The sequence below is a fragment of the Sporosarcina koreensis genome (assembly GCF_001531445.1).
Taxonomy (GTDB): domain Bacteria; phylum Bacillota; class Bacilli; order Bacillales_A; family Planococcaceae; genus Sporosarcina; species Sporosarcina koreensis_C.
Map to the genome: position 1 here is coordinate 2,446 of NZ_LQYA01000251.1, position 15,560 is coordinate 18,005.

General features: G+C 43.3%; 15 protein-coding genes. 7 read left to right on the top strand and 8 right to left on the bottom strand.

Features of this window, described 5'->3' with window-relative positions; all coding sequences use genetic code 11:
* The 3 genes from AWV70_RS24945 to AWV70_RS20930 all read left to right on the top strand — a co-directional run.
* On the top strand, positions 1-177 hold a 177-nt coding region (locus AWV70_RS24945; RefSeq protein WP_235588808.1), incomplete at its 5' end, for a peptide-methionine (S)-S-oxide reductase.
* A gap of 267 nt (positions 178-444) precedes the next feature.
* Positions 445-861, top strand: coding sequence for a MarR family winged helix-turn-helix transcriptional regulator (locus tag AWV70_RS20925; RefSeq protein ID WP_060210426.1), 417 nt, complete (start codon positions 445-447; stop codon positions 859-861).
* Positions 852-1,205, top strand: coding sequence for a DUF3147 family protein (locus AWV70_RS20930; RefSeq protein ID WP_060210427.1), 354 nt, complete (start codon positions 852-854; stop codon positions 1,203-1,205). Before AWV70_RS20925 ends, AWV70_RS20930 begins: the two co-directional genes overlap by 10 nt.
* A gap of 343 nt (positions 1,206-1,548) precedes the next feature.
* On the opposite strand, the gene AWV70_RS20935 is transcribed toward AWV70_RS20930, so the two are convergent.
* Complete coding sequence (locus AWV70_RS20935) at positions 1,549-2,748, bottom strand: CynX/NimT family MFS transporter (protein ID WP_060210428.1); 1,200 nt, start codon at positions 2,746-2,748, stop codon at positions 1,549-1,551.
* Between the two features lie 510 nt (positions 2,749-3,258).
* Here AWV70_RS20935 and AWV70_RS20945 point away from each other — a divergent pair.
* Entirely contained in the window at positions 3,259-4,866 is a 1,608-nt protein-coding gene (locus tag AWV70_RS20945) for an ABC-F family ATP-binding cassette domain-containing protein (protein ID WP_060210430.1), read from the top strand.
* Positions 4,867-4,991: 125 nt separating this feature from the next.
* Positions 4,992-5,684 carry a hypothetical protein gene (locus AWV70_RS20950; protein WP_060210431.1) on the top strand — a complete coding sequence of 231 codons (693 nt, stop codon included), beginning with the start codon at positions 4,992-4,994 and terminating at the stop codon, positions 5,682-5,684.
* Between the two features lie 179 nt (positions 5,685-5,863).
* Here AWV70_RS20950 and AWV70_RS20955 read toward each other — a convergent pair whose 3' ends face one another.
* Complete coding sequence (locus tag AWV70_RS20955; RefSeq protein WP_060210432.1) at positions 5,864-6,064, bottom strand: cold-shock protein; 201 nt, start codon at positions 6,062-6,064, stop codon at positions 5,864-5,866.
* Positions 6,065-6,238: 174 nt separating this feature from the next.
* Complete coding sequence (locus tag AWV70_RS20960; RefSeq protein ID WP_060210433.1) at positions 6,239-6,559, bottom strand: DUF1033 family protein; 321 nt, start codon at positions 6,557-6,559, stop codon at positions 6,239-6,241.
* Positions 6,560-6,754: 195 nt separating this feature from the next.
* Between AWV70_RS20960 and AWV70_RS20965 the strand changes: the two genes are divergently transcribed.
* Both AWV70_RS20965 and AWV70_RS20970 read left to right on the top strand, forming a co-directional pair.
* The gene (locus AWV70_RS20965; RefSeq protein WP_060210434.1) at positions 6,755-7,417 is read left to right on the top strand and encodes a 5-bromo-4-chloroindolyl phosphate hydrolysis family protein; all 663 of its coding nucleotides are present in this window, start codon (positions 6,755-6,757) and stop codon (positions 7,415-7,417) included.
* Positions 7,404-8,606 (top strand): toxic anion resistance protein, encoded by a 1,203-nt coding sequence (locus AWV70_RS20970; RefSeq protein WP_060210435.1) that lies wholly within the window; start codon positions 7,404-7,406, stop codon positions 8,604-8,606. Before AWV70_RS20965 ends, AWV70_RS20970 begins: the two co-directional genes overlap by 14 nt.
* A gap of 43 nt (positions 8,607-8,649) precedes the next feature.
* Here the strand turns inward: AWV70_RS20970 and AWV70_RS20975 are convergent, their stop codons facing one another.
* From AWV70_RS20975 to AWV70_RS20995, 5 genes are all read right to left on the bottom strand, one after another.
* Complete coding sequence (locus tag AWV70_RS20975; protein WP_060210436.1) at positions 8,650-10,542, bottom strand: vWA domain-containing protein; 1,893 nt, start codon at positions 10,540-10,542, stop codon at positions 8,650-8,652.
* Positions 10,543-10,552: 10 nt separating this feature from the next.
* On the bottom strand, positions 10,553-11,416 hold the full coding sequence (locus AWV70_RS20980) for an AAA family ATPase (RefSeq protein WP_060210437.1): 864 nt from the start codon (positions 11,414-11,416) through the stop codon (positions 10,553-10,555).
* Between the two features lie 56 nt (positions 11,417-11,472).
* A complete protein-coding gene (locus tag AWV70_RS20985; protein WP_060210438.1) occupies positions 11,473-11,670 on the bottom strand; it encodes a DUF6501 family protein in 198 nt (65 codons plus the stop codon).
* A gap of 72 nt (positions 11,671-11,742) precedes the next feature.
* The gene (gene odhB, locus AWV70_RS20990; protein WP_060210439.1) at positions 11,743-12,978 is read right to left on the bottom strand and encodes a 2-oxoglutarate dehydrogenase complex dihydrolipoyllysine-residue succinyltransferase; all 1,236 of its coding nucleotides are present in this window, start codon (positions 12,976-12,978) and stop codon (positions 11,743-11,745) included.
* Between the two features lie 64 nt (positions 12,979-13,042).
* Positions 13,043-15,560: 2-oxoglutarate dehydrogenase E1 component (locus AWV70_RS20995; protein ID WP_235588794.1), on the bottom strand; the 2,518-nt coding region annotated here is incomplete at its 5' end.

Consider the following 15,560-nt stretch of genomic DNA (forward strand, 5'->3'; position numbering starts at 1 on the left):
GAACTTGCCGAAAGTGGAAAGTTTTCAAAACCGATTGTGACAGATATCCGTCCCGCGGAAACATTTTACCGAGCGGAGGACTATCACCAGGACTATTATGAAAAAGAACAGGAACATTATAAAGAGGACCGCGCTAAATCCGGTCGGGACGAATTCATAAAAGAGTATTGGCAATGAGTCTCTTAAACAAAACAGGTGAAGAAATTCTTTATCTCCAACTATAGACATAGGGCTGTCCAGAAAGTAAGTGGAAACTGACTTTCTGTGACAGCCCTATTTTAATTGGCCTATCAAAAAGTACTGTTGATCTCCGCTCCAGTCGGACGCTTTTCCCGCTACAATCAACGGAGTTCCTTAAATCAATAAATACACTTAATTGAAATTGTTGTTTTATATCTTTCATTACGATATAATCGTTATGAAAGATATAAAGGAGTGGTATTTTTGAACAGTACAGTTTCACTAATAAACGAATATTGGACAGATATTTATTTCCATTTACATTATCTCCATAAAGAAAAGATTTCCCATCAAGTAGTCCGCATTCTTCAACTTGTCGATAAACAGAAAGAGGTTGGAGTAAGTGAAATTGCCTCATACATACAAGTTTCTCATAACACTGCCTCCGAACACGTTAAGAGGATGATTGAGAAAAAATATTTAATAAAGACGAGAGATCCACTTGATGAAAGGAAAGTAATCCTTTGGTTAACTGATTTTGGTAAAGAAGTTTTACACAGAAATACAAGCCTAGATGAAGAAAAATTAGCACAAGTTTTGAATCAACTAGATAATAATGAAAAGAATATAGTGGAACAAGCCCTAAAAATCTTAAGTGAGCGAGCAAAACAATGTATGTAATAACAAAAATAATTGCTTCAGCAATCGTTATCGGTGTTGTTACAGAGATTTCAAGAAGATTTCCTTCATATGGAGGAATAATAGCTGCTCTTCCTCTCGTAAGCTTGCTCAGCATTATATGGCTATATGTTCAAGGGGAACAAACAGCAACATTAAGCAAGTTTGCACTAGGGGTACTTTGGGGGTTTCCTGCAACTGCGGTTTTGTTAGTAATTGTTTATATTTCTTTACAAAATTCAATTCATCTATTTATATCTATAGGTTTAGGAGTATTTGGATGGTTGACATTTTTATTTGTTCAAGATTTCACCTTAAAATACGTAAGAATTATATTCTTCAATTAATATTAAGTGAATGAAGTGTACTGCCTGTTGTGTTTATATTCATCATATGTATACTCACCTAGTTATAGCAGACACCGTTGATTTGAGCGAAGCGCGGCGACTCCAGCGGGAACAGCGAACGGCGTTTGCGAGCAGGATATTGTAGGCTGCCTTAATTTCTGCAAAAAACGCAGAAATACGGCAAATCGAACCCTGCGCTGTTCGATTGGCTGAAGCCGTGCGCGCGGAAAGCGCCCGCCCGTAGCGAAAATCAACATTCCTAGTATTTTATCTATTTTATTAGAAAAAAACCGTAGGCAAAAACCATTTTTTGGAATTCGCCTACGGTTTGGGGAGATAATCCCTATTCTACTTTTGTCTCCCGTTCACCGATCAAGAACGTCAGACCGATCATCGCAACGAACAATCCCGCAAGTATCAGCAATGTGTAATGATGATTGCTGGTCCAATCGTATAATAATGCAATCAGTAACGGCAAAAAACCTGCGATGAGATAGCCGCCCGTTTGCATCATAGCGGTCCATGTATTGGTATCTTCAGCCGTTTCAGTGGCATCCAATGGAAATAATAATGCGATCGGAAACAATCCTGCAAGCGGGATGGCCATGAAAAATGCACTCGCCCACATAAGGGTACTGATCCCACTTCCTAACAGCGCGATTGCAATTAACCCCATCGTTAAAAACAGAAAGAGCCAGAATTTCCTTTTTGGAAAACGTTCATAAAGAAGCGGAAATAGGAGATTCAATACAATCTGGATAGTCATCATCAGACTCAAGAGCATACTCGCTTGCACAAGAGACATTCCTGCGTCTGTAACTACCGGCACAATCCACGTAATGATGCAAAAGAAACTGGACGCCTGTAATCCAAAAAAGAGCAGATGCAGCCAAGCTTTTTTTTGACGCCATGGAGAGACGGCACCAGTTTTCCTCTGTTCCGTTATGACTGTTTCCTGCTGGCGGACACGGATGTTCCCCTTCATTGATAGTTTCCAAAACAAAATACCGACAATCGTTAAAACTGCCCAAATTCCAAGTGAAAATGAGTATGATTCGGTAGATTCAAAAAATATAGCAGTAAGACCTGCTCCCAATGAGGAACCGACTCCCATGCCGAATGAATAGACACCGATCACGCTCGTCGATCGTTCAGGGAAATTTTGTTTAATCATTGCGGAAAGAAGTGGTCCCATGATAGCAATTGCAATTCCGATAAAAATTGCGGATATGATCAACAAAGCGTAATTCGAATAGAAGCCCCTTAGCATGGTCATAAAGCCAATGGCAAACAGCATGAGATACATAGAACGATTCAAACCCAGCCTCCGATTCAGAACAGGTGCCATTGATGCGAACAGCCCCATGCAGAAAACCGGCAAGGCCGTCAAAAGGCTCACTTGTGCATTTGTCAATGAAAGATCGTCCCGTATAATATCAAGCATCGGTCCGATGGATGTTATAGCCGGCCTCATATTGACCGATACAATAAAAATAGTGATAAGAAGCAAAATGACGCTATGATTCAAAGTACGTTGTGACATTCACAAACTCCTTTTTAACTAATCTTCCGAACTTGTATTCTTTCCCATTTACAACTACAATAGTCTTGAAAGGAAGATGTGCATGAGGCTTCTCCATTGGGAATATACTCGGAAGTATCAAGTAAAATGTATTTTTGATGAGTTCCCCCACACTGTTTTCATTTTCCGGAAAGTGAAGGATTATTATTTCCTGTTTTCCATGTCCGGATTGGATAAGCATGCAATCCCGGCGAAAAAGGACTATGTGCGGATGGAATATTTATTGAATAAAGAGCTATGCTTATTGGACACTTATCGGCAACGGAGCGTTTTTAAATGTTGATCCCCCAGTACGGGGATTTTTTTGTGGAAATGATACGAAGGTAGAATGGAAGTACAGGATGCAGGAAAACTTCCCTATCAATGATACACGAAAAGTGCGGAAAAAGTGGAAGAAACGAATCGAACCCATACCACTCCTGAAAGAATCCATGTTATAATAGGAGCATTGTGAATTTAGGAGGATTTTTTATGATAGCAGTCAGTAATGTAAGTCTTCAATTCGGTGACCGCAAACTGTTTGAAGATGTGAATATACAGTTCAACCCTGGTCATTGTTATGGATTGATCGGAGCAAATGGCGCCGGTAAATCGACATTCCTTAAAATTTTGTCAGGCGAACTGGACCCTCAAACGGGCAACGTCATCATGAACAAAGATGAGCGCTTGGCAGTCCTGAAGCAAAACCATTTTGAGTATGAGGAAAATGAAGTACTCGACACGGTCATCCGTGGACATCAGCGTCTATACGATATTATGACCGAGAAAAATGCCATATATATGAAAGAGGATTTTTCTGACGAGGATGGCATGCGCGCAGCTGAACTTGAAGGAGAATTCGCTGAATTGAATGGTTGGGAGGCTGAATCGGAAGCAGCCATCCTTCTTCAAGGATTAGGAATTCCGGAAAGTCTTCATCATGTGAAAATGTCCGAGCTGAGCGGTTCGGAAAAAGTGAAAGTGCTTCTTGCACAAGCGCTATTCGGAAAACCTGATGTTTTGCTATTGGATGAGCCGACGAACCACTTGGACTTGAAAGCGATCCAATGGCTGGAAGAATTCCTCATTAATTTTGAGAATACGGTCATTGTTGTTTCCCATGACCGTCACTTCCTAAATAAGGTTTGTACGCAAATTGCAGACCTTGACTTCTCGAAGATCCAGCTGTACCCAGGAAACTACGATTTCTGGTATGAGTCCAGCCAATTGGCACTAAGAATGGCGCAAGACCAAAACAAGAAAAAAGAAGAAAAGATCAAGGAATTGCAAGCTTTCGTCGCTCGTTTCAGTGCGAATGCCTCCAAATCGAAACAAGCAACTTCACGTAAAAAAGCGCTTGAAAAAATCGAATTGGATGATATCAAGCCTTCTTCACGCAGATATCCGTTCGTCAACTTCCAAATCGGGCGTGAAATCGGCAATGATGTACTCAGCGTAAAAGATCTGTCTAAAACACAAGACGGCAAAGTCATGTTAAAAGACGTCACTTTTACGATGAATAAAGAGGATAAGATCATTCTTTTGGGCAACCCACTCGCTAAAACGGCATTGTTGGAAATCCTTGCTGAAGAGGCTGAGCCGGATGCAGGAAGCTTCAAATGGGGTGTTACGACTTCCCGTTCCTACTTCCCTCTTGATAACAGCGAGTATTTCGAGGGATCTGAAACGTCATTGGTGGAATGGCTGCGTCAGTATTCACCGGAAGATCAGACAGAAACGTTTTTACGCGGCTTCCTTGGTCGAATGCTATTTTCTGGCGAAGAAGTTAAAAAGAAACCTTCCGTGTTATCAGGTGGAGAAAAAGTCCGTTGCATGCTTTCCAAAATGATGTTGAATAATGCCAACGTCCTCTTGTTGGATGAGCCGATGAACCACTTGGATTTGGAATCGATCCAAGCGTTGAATAACGGCCTGATCGCTTTCAAAGGCGCAATGCTCTTCACTTCTCATGACCAGCAATTCATTCAGACAGTCGCGAATCGAATCATTGAAATTCGTGAAGACGGAACAATTTTCGATAAAATGATGCAGTATGATGAATATTTGGAGTGGAAAGACCAGCAAGCTGTTTCTAACTAAGAATAGAACCGTTTTCCTTTTGTGGAAGACGGTTTTTTGTTTCGAAAAATCAATATCGGTTATGAAATAATATAAGGATATTCATCATCTTAACGGCAATACTACCGGAAAGGAGTGTGTAGCGGATGAAAAGGATATCCATATTTTTTCCAATCTTATTGATTGCATTGATCGCTTCCGGTTGTACGAACAAAACAACGAGCTTGAACAATTCCGGAAATAGCGGTGAATCGACGAATCCGAACGGACAGAAAGGGAACGCTGAGGAATCGACCAAAAAACCGGATCAAAACGAGCAAACCTTACTTGACTACTTCCTTCCTGCTGGATCAAACGCACAATTTAAAGGAGAGGGAAATGAATTTGCAGAATTGGACATTGACTTTGCCCACCCCTATCAGGATTATGTAATACTCCATGAAAATAATGGCGGGACTTTGATCAGACATATTTACAGGATTGAAAAAGATCAGATTTTGACGATGGAACAGAAAGCCGTGGATTTGAATGAGGACTTCCCTTCCTTGCAAGAGATTGAAGCAATGGAACCGATCAGCGTTTACTTAAAAAAGCCATTTGAAGTTGGAACGACATTCGATGGATGGGAAATCGTCCAAACCGATGTAACCGTCGAGACACCTTATAAGACATTCGACCATGCATTTGTCATTGAAGAAAAAGGCGATGACTTCATCAATCGTAAATACTTTGTCGAAGGTTTCGGTGAAGTGAAGCGTGAAGCGATCATGGAGACAGTGAATGAGGATGAAGATTTCATTGTTACCTCAACATTGGAGTCCGTCACGAAGCCCGAATAGGATACGTATTGCTACAGGCATCAGGGCAAGCGCCCTCCGCTTTTGTATCATCTAGCTCCGGCGGCCAGATACTCGGGGTCATAAGTCAAAGATCTTGCGTGACAAAGACCGTTGCTACCAACGCTTCGCTTTTGTATATAAAAAGAGGCACCGGTTAGGCGCCTCTTTAGACTGACGAATTATAGTTTCACTACGTTAGCAGCTTGAAGACCACGATTGCCTTCTACAACTTCGAACTCGACTTGTTGACCTTCGTCCAAAGTTTTAAATCCGTCTCCCTGGATTGCAGAGAAGTGTACGAATACATCGTCTTCCCCTTCAACTTCGATAAATCCGAAGCCTTTTTCAGAGTTGAACCATTTTACAGTACCTTGTTTCATCTGTGACTACCTCCAAATAATTGTACTTGCTAATACATGAAAAAAATTCACATATTACAAAAAGCACCGACAACGCCGATCACCTTTTGTAATACGTGAATACGTCTGATTCGGTAAAACAATTTATATTACTGCTACTATACCATACCCAATGAAATTGTCAATATAACAATATCAAATATTCGAATTATTTATCGGCTTGATGGAAGTTGGTTTGCCGTCCACTAAGGAGATGATGCCATGGATTATTTGCACGTCTTCATCGCACCCCTCACAAAATATGCGTTCACAATCCGACCAGTAGGCGTAAAAACAATCTTTCCGTTCCTCTTGGTACGTATATTTTCCCCCAAATTCCTTTTTTAAATCATCTAAGTACTCCAAAGCCTCTTTGGCAGATGTAAAGGCTCTTCTTGATTGGATCATTTTCTCCCAGTCTTCGAACATCCACCACGGCTCGTAATCCGCTTTCATATAGACAACCTCGTAGATCATTTACTGTTCCTCCTAACTGAAAAGCCGTGAGTGGATTCATTTTAACAAATCCAGAGAAACTATCCAAGTAAATGAATTCATACACTCATTACAATGTATTTCCACGGGAAATCAGGTATAATTGGACTAAGGGGATGAAACTTTTGATTGTTTCAAACGTAATAAAGGTAGAGATAATAAGGAGGCCTGTAGACGATGCAAGAAGTTAAGCAGTTTTTCCAACGGCACTTAATAGCGGCGCCAATCAGCTTCGGCTCTTGGTTGACAATGATCCTTGCTGCAGGCATGAATCCATTCGCCGCAACCGGCCTGATGATTGCAATTTACTTGGGTGGCAATCTCACCATAAAACAAATACAACTTTCGTCAAATGTCAAAGAGCTTGGCATGTCAAGATCGGAATACAAGCATATTAAAACCCAAATTACAGAAGCCAAATCGAAAATAAAACAATTGAACGGGTTGTATGGTCAGGTTCGTTCCGTCCAGGCATTCAAACAAGTCTACGAGATGAATAACTTGGCAAAAAGGATTCTTACCATAGTACGTAAAAACCCGAAGAAATTCTATCATGTCGAAAGATTTTTCTATTCCCATCTCGATTCAGCTGTCGAGTTGACTTCAAAATATGCGATTCTTGTCAATCAACCACTGAAAGATCAAGAAATCAGAGTCGCCCTCCAACATACAAGGGAAACACTTACTGAAGTAAACAAACAATTGGAGCAAGATTTACGAGGCGCCTTGGCAACAGATATTGAAGAGTTGCAGCTTGAGCTGGACTATGTGGATGTGACGATGAAAAAGAATAAACCGTTGCTTGAGATGAAAGGAGAAATGCGTAATGACGGAAAATAACGTGACGAATTCTGAGGTAAAAACAATGGATGACCTTTTGGACAATCCATTTAATATGAACGAACCGCTCTTGCCGAAAGAAATGCAGACGGAACAAAGCACTGGCAAAGTGGCAGTGAAACTGCTCGATCGCCTGTCACCAGAAGAACAGGAAAAAGCGAAACAGCTGGCCGATCAAATTCCAGTAGGCAATTATGAAGCTATCATCACATATGGCGCCAATGCACAAAACCAATTATCAAGTTTTTCCCATAAAATGTTGGATCATGTTCAAAGCAAGGATATCGGCCCTGTCGGAGATGTGTTAAGCGATTTAATGGGCAAGCTATCGGAAATTGACCCTGAAGACTTGACCGAGAAGAAAAAATCCGGACTGAGCCGCCTTTTCGGAAAAGCGAAAAGGTCTATCCAAGAAATGATGACAAAATACCAGAAACTAAGCACACAGATCGATCGGATCGGTGTCCAATTGGAGCACTCCAAACGCGGGTTGCTCGAGGATGTGCAAATGCTCGATAGCCTTTACGAACAAAACAAGACTTACTTCCAGGCGCTGAATGTCTATATTGCAGCCGCGGAACTGAAACGGGACGAAATTGCGAACGTCATCATCCCTGAAATGCAAAGGAAAGCAGAACTTTCGAATGACCAAATGGCATTCCAAGAAGTGAACGATATGGGGCAATTCCTTGATCGGTTGGAAAAACGTCTATACGATCTTCAGCTTTCAAGACAGATTACGATTCAAAGTGCACCACAAATAAGAATGATCCAACAGACAAACCAGACGCTTGCAGAGAAGATCCAATCTTCCATCATGACTTCCATTCCGTTATGGAAGAACCAAATCGCTATAGCATTGACTCTGAATAGGCAGCGCAAAGCAGTCGAATCACAGCGTCTCGTGACAAAAACGACGAATGATCTTCTTTTAAAGAACTCGGAAATGTTGAAAGTGAACTCGATTGAAACTGCGAAAGAAAACGAACGCGGCATTGTCGAAATCGACACATTAAAGAAAACACAAGAAAACTTGATTCAAACAATCGAAGAAACGCTTGTCATCCAAGCGGACGGACGTGCGAAACGAAAAGCAGCGGAAGTGGAAATCGCTCGAATGGAAGAAGAATTGAAACAACGTCTTCTTGCCGTACATGAAAAAACACAATCTCCGAATCGTCCATTATAAAATGCAATTAAAAAACCGCCCTAGAGCGGTTTTTTTCTTACTCTCATCCTACGACTATCGCCAGCAGTTTCCTCAAAATTCGTAACGTCTGGTCGGTGAATTGCTCAACAGACTCTGACGATGCGGATTTGTTCCCGAACATCATCGAAAACAGCGCCCGTTGATCATCCGTCGGCTCGTCCGACGACAGAAATAAATGAATGACCGAGACACCTTTTTTCTCGGCTTCCAACACCGCTTCCCTCGTATCAAGAATTCCATTTCGATCATATCCGAATGCAGATGGTTCGCCATCCGAAAAGACAAGCAGGAACTTATGCTTTTCGGGTCTGATCAGTAACCGACGCATCGCCCATCTAATAGCAAACCCGTCACGATTATCCTCATTCGTCTCAAACGAAAGAATCTTCAAGCCGTCATCTTTCCGTTCATCTTCAAATGTATGCATTACACCAAACACATTTGGCTGGATATCTTTCGTTGCATAATTGGCATCTTCGAAATAAGAGGAGATTTCATGCTGGACAGAAAGCTCCCTTAATACATCATGGAAGAGCAAGACAGCTTTTTTCGTCTCATCCAGTTTATCCATCATCGATGCAGAACCGTCAACAAGCAATCCGAAAACAGCGTCCAGTTTATCCGAAGGGATGTTTTTCCGATAAAAAGGACGAGGACGTTCATCCACTAGCAGCGTCGTCAATTTCGTCGATAATCTCCCCTTCATCAAACGGGTTCTTCTGGCATCCTCTTTCAATTCGATGCGCTTCTTCATTTCCTCGACAAAGGATCGGACATGGGGTTTTTGCTCCTCACGCCATGTTACCAGCTTAGCGAGGTTTTCCACGTTCCGGCTCGCTTCAATTGCTTGCTCTTCGTATACGACATTGACATGCTCCTTGCCGAAATCACGCCCTGCCGTTTTGCGTTCCGATTTCTTCCCCATATCGCTGCGCTCTTCATCTGACCATTTGCTGCTTTCATTCCCCTCCGAATGCCCGATGCCCGTCTCTTGTATTTCTGCGTTTTCATTGCCCTCAGTGGAATTGTCGCCGCCTGCCCTGCCTGCCCGGCCATGCTCCAACTCGTATTCAAGATGCACGCCCGATTCGTTTTCATTTTCACGGTGCCACGTACGGAAGATTTCTTCAATCGTTTCCTTTGGTTCCTCTTCCCCTTTTTCGGCATCTGCCATCCCTTCATGATAATGAAACACCGCTGTTCTCTCCGAAATTGCATCTCCGACAGCATAATATTGGTGCACAAGGTCATTTTCGATGATCTCTTCCACCATGAATAACATACGCTCCGCCAACCCTGCCATTTCAGAAGTTGTTTTCGCATCCGTCGCATACCCTGCAATCATCATCAATTGACTGATCGGCAAATTCCAATCGACATGGATATCGGATAGCAGTCCTTCGTGCAATGCGATATATAACTGATTCAGAAGCGCATCAGCCATGAATGCCTTATTCGAATTTGCCTGAAGTTGATCTTGATGATAGCCAAGCAATAATTGCCGCCTGACCAGAAATGCTTTGGAGGTTCCCGGCCGCTCTCTTTCCACTGCATCCATCAGCCGGAATTCCTCCAACATGAGCAGCAGTTCCTCAGCAAACTTCCGTAAATGATGGCGCTCGTATTTTTTTCTGTATCGAAGCCAGTCCGTAACCGAAAAATACTTCCAAAAACCAGCCGTCAATAAATACACATCCGTTAATCGTCCGGCATGCATGATTTCTTCTGAACGATGCCTCCAAAAGACACTAACCGAAACAATGCCCTCTTTTGGCTGGAATTCGAATAGTTTACGCTCGGTCAATTCCAAGTATTCCGCATCTGCAAGCGCCCTGCCAACACGTTCGTAAAGTAAAAGTAAATTAGCATCGATTGTTTCATCATTGAATTGAATGAATCGATTTAATTTAACCATTGCTTTCGCCTCACTTCACCCATGTTTCCACTAATTCCATGACTAAATCCCTTTCCATCCTGTCTTCAAGCTTTTCCGCAATCGCGTACCGGATTGCCCGTCTGACGGGCATATGCTCCGCGAGCGCGATCGCATCCAATAGACTTCTGACGGACGCGGCTTCTTCAGATAGTAAACCGTTCATCACTTGCTTTCGCAAATCTTCATTGATGTTCAAAAATGTTTGGACCAATGCCGAATCAGCTTGTGGAAAAAGAGTTTGGATGATTTCCCGTAATTGATCACCGGTCAAATACGGAATTGAAAATGAAATGAAGCGATTCTTCAATGCCTCATTCATTGGAGATGTTCCGACATATCCTTCGTTTATTGCCGCAATCACTGTAAAATCGGGATGTGCATGGATAACTTCGCCTGTGAAGGGGTTTGTCAGCATTCTTCGGTGGTCAAGGACACTATGCAAGATGGGCAGCGTCTCCGGCTTCGCCATGTTGATTTCATCTATATACAGAATATGGCCTTTTTTCATCGCCTGAACGACCGGGCCTTCTACAAATTCAATGATGGATTGTCCGCTTGTTGCATTGATTGTTTTAAATCCTAATAATGACTCCGCATCCAAGTCGACTGAACAGTTCACGCTGTGCATCGGCTGGTTGAAGAAATGGGAGATGCTTTGCGCAAGCTTCGTTTTACCGGAGCCGGAAGGACCTTTTAAAAGAACAGGCTTCTTCAATACGACGCCAACAAGGATATCTTCCCAAAGATCGGGTGTCGGGGAAATATAGCCGCCTTCTTGGATTAACGATTCATCATCTTTTAGGGATTGACTTGCCAGCCTTTTGTTTCTTTCCATTAAAATAACTTCTTTCATCGGTTAGACCTCCTAAAAAATGCCCGATGCCGTTAACGTTGGCATCGGGCATAACATCATTCAAAATACGTTTTGTAAAAGCCGCCGACTTTACCGGTATTATCCACGATGAAAATGAATTCGTCTGTCTCGTTCTTCACTTCATATTCTTTACCCGGGGTTAAACAATCGGTAACGACATATTTTTCAGCATCCGCATGCTTGCACACGACTTTCCGAAGCGTCGGAGCAGTCGTCCATTCTTTAAAAGACATTTAACTCACCATCCAATTGCAGTAATTTGAAAAAGCCCGAGGATTCTCGGGCTTTTTTCAGTTAGGAAGTAATCAAGATCCTAATAGAAGATCTTCAGGGTTTTCAATCAGTTCCTTGACCATTTTCAAGAAGCCGACTGAGTCTTTTCCATCGATCACACGGTGATCATAAGACAATGCAATATACATCATCGGACGAATTTCCACATTATCGCCAACAGCGACAGGGCGTTTTTGGATTGTGTGCATTCCTAGGATACCCACTTGAGTACCGTTTAAGATCGGTGTAGAGAACAATGACCCGAATACGCCGCCGTTTGTAATCGTGAATGATCCGCCGGACATATCTCCAATCGTCAACTTATTGTCTCTCGCTTTACCTGCAAGTTCCCCGATTGTAGATTCGATCTCGGCGAAATTCTTGCGGTCTGCATCACGGACAATCGGTACAACCAATCCGCCTTCAGTAGAAACAGCGATACCTACATCGTAGTAATGCTTCAGAATGATTTCATCGCCATCGATTTCTGAGTTGACGTATGGGTATTTTTTAAGGGCAGCAACGACCGCTTTTGTAAAGAATGACATGAACCCAAGACGGACGTCGTTCTTGTCATAGAACTCGTCTTTTTTACGTGAACGGAGTTCCATCACTGCAGTCATATCGATTTCATTGAATGTTGTCAGCATGGCAGTCGATTGTCTAACTTCCAATAGACGCTTAGCAATCGTTTGGCGGCGGCGCGTCATTTTTTCACGCGTTTCACGGCCATCTTCAACCGGTGCAGCTGTGGCTTTAGCTGGAGCAGCTGGTGCAGCCGATGCTTTAGGAGCTGCTGTACCATGTGCCGAAACATCTTGTGCACGGACGCGGCCCATTGGATCTACAGGTGAAACAGCAGCAAGATCGATGCCTTTTTCACGTGCTAGTTTTCTAGCGGCAGGGCTCGCAATCGTACGGTCGGAAGAAGTCTGTTCAGTTGATTGAGCAGTTGCCGTTTCTTGTTGTGCAGGTGCTGCAGGAGTCTCCTCTGCTTTAGGTGCCGGTGCAGCAGGTTGAGCTGGCGCTCCGGAACCTTCACCAACTACTGCGATGACTTGACCGACTTCAACTGTGTCACCTTCAGCAGCTAGAAGTTCTTGGATGACTCCTGCTTCTTCGGAGATGACCTCCACGTTTACTTTATCCGTTTCCAATTCAACGATAAATTCGCCTTTGTCAACACTTTCACCGGGTTGTTTCAACCACTTTGCAATTGTTCCTTCAGTAATCGATTCTGCAAGTTCAGGTACTTTGATTTCAGCCACAATAAATTCCTCCTCTGTTCTACCGTTTCAACGGTGGTAACAAATCTCTTTTATTCATGTGCATTTATTTTTTCAAAGCTTCTTCGATGATGCGTTGTTGCTCTGCTTTGTGGGCTTCCCCATTTCCTTCTGATGGACTGGCACGATGTATACGGCCTACGTAGGAAACTGATTTCTTATTCCCTGCGATTTCCAGCAGGTATTCCAAAGCAAATGACCAAGATCCCATGTTTTTAGGCTCTTCTTGAACCCAGACGAGTTCCTTCGCTTTTGGATAGCGAGCCACGATTTCTGCAATTTTATCGGATGGGAACGGATAAAGCTGTTCCACACGCACAATATGCAAGTGATCAAAGCCTTCTCCATCTTTCACTTTCTCAGCAAGATCGATCGCCATTTTACCGCTTGCGAATAGGATCTTTTTCACTTTGTCTGGATTTTGGCCTGTTCCAGGCTGCTCCAGTACAGTTTGGAAATGGCCTTCCGCTAAGTCGCTTACATCAGCACCAACCAATGGGTGACGAAGAAGTGATTTTGGTGATACGATGACGAGTGGCCGTTCCACTTCTGTTCCAAGCATCATCGCCTGTCTGCGCAATACATGGAAATAGTTCGCTGCGCTTGAAATGTTCGCAACTGTCCAGTTGTTCTCCGCACTCAGTTGTAAATATCTTTCCAGACGTGCACTTGAGTGTTCAGGTCCTTGGCCTTCGTACGCGTGTGGCAGTAGAATGACCATACCTGACTGCTGTCCCCATTTTGAGTGGCTGGAAGAAATGAATTGGTCGAACATCACTTGTGCCATATTCGCGAAGTCACCGTATTGGGCTTCCCAAATCGACAGAGCTTGGTCTTTCTCCAAGTTATAGCCAAATTCATAACCAACGACGGCAAATTCAGTTAATGGGCTGTTGTAAGCGACAAATGCAGCGTTCGAGTCGCTAATATGATGAAGTGGAACAAATTCTTCACCAGTTTTTTCGTCGTGCAATACAAGATGACGATGAGCGAAAGTACCCCTTTGGACGTCTTGGCCCGTTATACGGATAGGTTTTCCGTCTTGTAGGATGGAACCGAATGCGAGCTGCTCAGCATGAGCCCAGTCCACTTTCCCTTTTCCTTTAAACGGTTCTTCACGACGCTTCAAAATACGATCCAGCTTACTGAAGACAGTGAAATCTTCCGGATAGGAGAGAAGTTCTTCGTTCATCCGCTGCAATCTTTCCTGGTCTATACCTGTTTCAAGATCTCTCGGATATCCTGCCATGACAGCATCAGGCGTTGCATTGGATCTGTCTTTTGCTTTAGAGGAATCCTCCTTCACTTTGTCGTATGCAGCTTGCATCATCGCAAAGATGTCTGCATCCAACTTTTCGACATCCTCGTTTTTCAGGATGTTCGCCTCAACAAGCTTTGATCCGTAGATCTGGCGTGCAGTCGGGTGCTTATGAATCGTGTGGTACATCATCGGGTTTGTCACTAGCGGTTCATCCATTTCATTGTGCCCGTAACGGCGGTACCCAATCAAGTCTATTAAAATATCCTTGCCGAACTTCTGACGGTACTCGAAGGCAAATGCTGCAGCAGCAATTACATCTTCCGGGCTGTCAGCATTGACATGCAACACCGGCACTTCGAATCCTTTAGCAGGATCAGAAGAATAATGAGTTGATCTTGAATCGTAGAATTCAGTTGTAAAGCCGATCGTATTATTGGCGATAATGTGGATTGAACCGCCAGTTTTGTATCCACGGACACGGCTATAGTTGAACGTTTCAGGAACAATTCCCTGTCCAGGGAAAGCTGCATCTCCATGGATCATGATTGCGTAAGCCGCTTTCATATCTTGCTCAGGCAAGCCCTCATGGTTTGTCGTTTCTTGGGCAGCACGGGTCTGGCCTGCCACTACTGGATTGACAACTTCCAAGTGCGAGGGGTTGTAAGCCAAGAACCGTTCAGTTCCTGAAGGAGCTTTATAAAGGGCCCCCATATGGTATTTTACATCACCGAACCAGCCATGTGTCGTCGCTAGTGATCCATCTTCAGGTAGAAATGGATCGGAAGGGACGCCAGCAAATTCAGCGAACATCATTTCATAAGGTTTATTCAAAATATGGGTCAATACATTCAAACGTCCCCGGTGGGCCATGCCAATCAAGATCTTCTTCACTTTGTCAGCTTCGGAACGGCGTACCAATTCATCAATGAGGACGACTAACGAGTCAAGACCTTCAATGGAAAACCGCTTTGCCCCTACAAATGTACGATGAATGAATTTTTCAAAGCCCTCGACCTTCGTAAGGCGTTCTAGCAAAGCTTTTTTATCATTCTCGGAAAGCTGCACGGTTATTTCACCGTTTTCGATTTTTGATTGGATCCAAGTTCGTTCTTCTTCATCAATTACATGGGAGAATTCATAAGCGATTTTCCCTGTGTACAATGATTTCAGATAGTTTACTGCATCCAGTCCGCTTTTCACATGAGCGGGTGGATTCTTTACGAATAAGGAGGCTGGCATGGACTGCAAATCGTTTTCGGATAATCCGTAATACGAAAGTTCCAGTCGAGTTGCGTCTTTCGGT

Excerpts from the sequence above, each read along its gene's own strand:
- AWV70_RS20985 (WP_060210438.1), bottom strand. The coding sequence starts at position 11,670 with ATGTCTTTTAAAGAATGGACGACTGCTCCGACGCTTCGGAAAGTCGTG.
- AWV70_RS20955 (WP_060210432.1), bottom strand. The coding sequence starts at position 6,064 with ATGAAACAAGGTACTGTAAAATGGTTCAACTCTGAAAAAGGCTTCGGA.
- AWV70_RS20950 (WP_060210431.1), top strand. The coding sequence starts at position 4,992 with ATGAAAAGGATATCCATATTTTTTCCAATCTTATTGATTGCATTGATC.
- AWV70_RS20965 (WP_060210434.1), top strand. The coding sequence starts at position 6,755 with ATGCAAGAAGTTAAGCAGTTTTTCCAACGGCACTTAATAGCGGCGCCA.
- AWV70_RS20980 (WP_060210437.1), bottom strand. The coding sequence starts at position 11,416 with ATGAAAGAAGTTATTTTAATGGAAAGAAACAAAAGGCTGGCAAGTCAA.
- AWV70_RS20945 (WP_060210430.1), top strand. The coding sequence starts at position 3,259 with ATGATAGCAGTCAGTAATGTAAGTCTTCAATTCGGTGACCGCAAACTG.
- AWV70_RS20960 (WP_060210433.1), bottom strand. The coding sequence starts at position 6,559 with ATGATCTACGAGGTTGTCTATATGAAAGCGGATTACGAGCCGTGGTGG.
- AWV70_RS20935 (WP_060210428.1), bottom strand. The coding sequence starts at position 2,748 with ATGTCACAACGTACTTTGAATCATAGCGTCATTTTGCTTCTTATCACT.
- AWV70_RS20930 (WP_060210427.1), top strand. The coding sequence starts at position 852 with ATGTATGTAATAACAAAAATAATTGCTTCAGCAATCGTTATCGGTGTT.
- AWV70_RS20975 (WP_060210436.1), bottom strand. The coding sequence starts at position 10,542 with ATGGTTAAATTAAATCGATTCATTCAATTCAATGATGAAACAATCGAT.
- AWV70_RS20970 (WP_060210435.1), top strand. The coding sequence starts at position 7,404 with ATGACGGAAAATAACGTGACGAATTCTGAGGTAAAAACAATGGATGAC.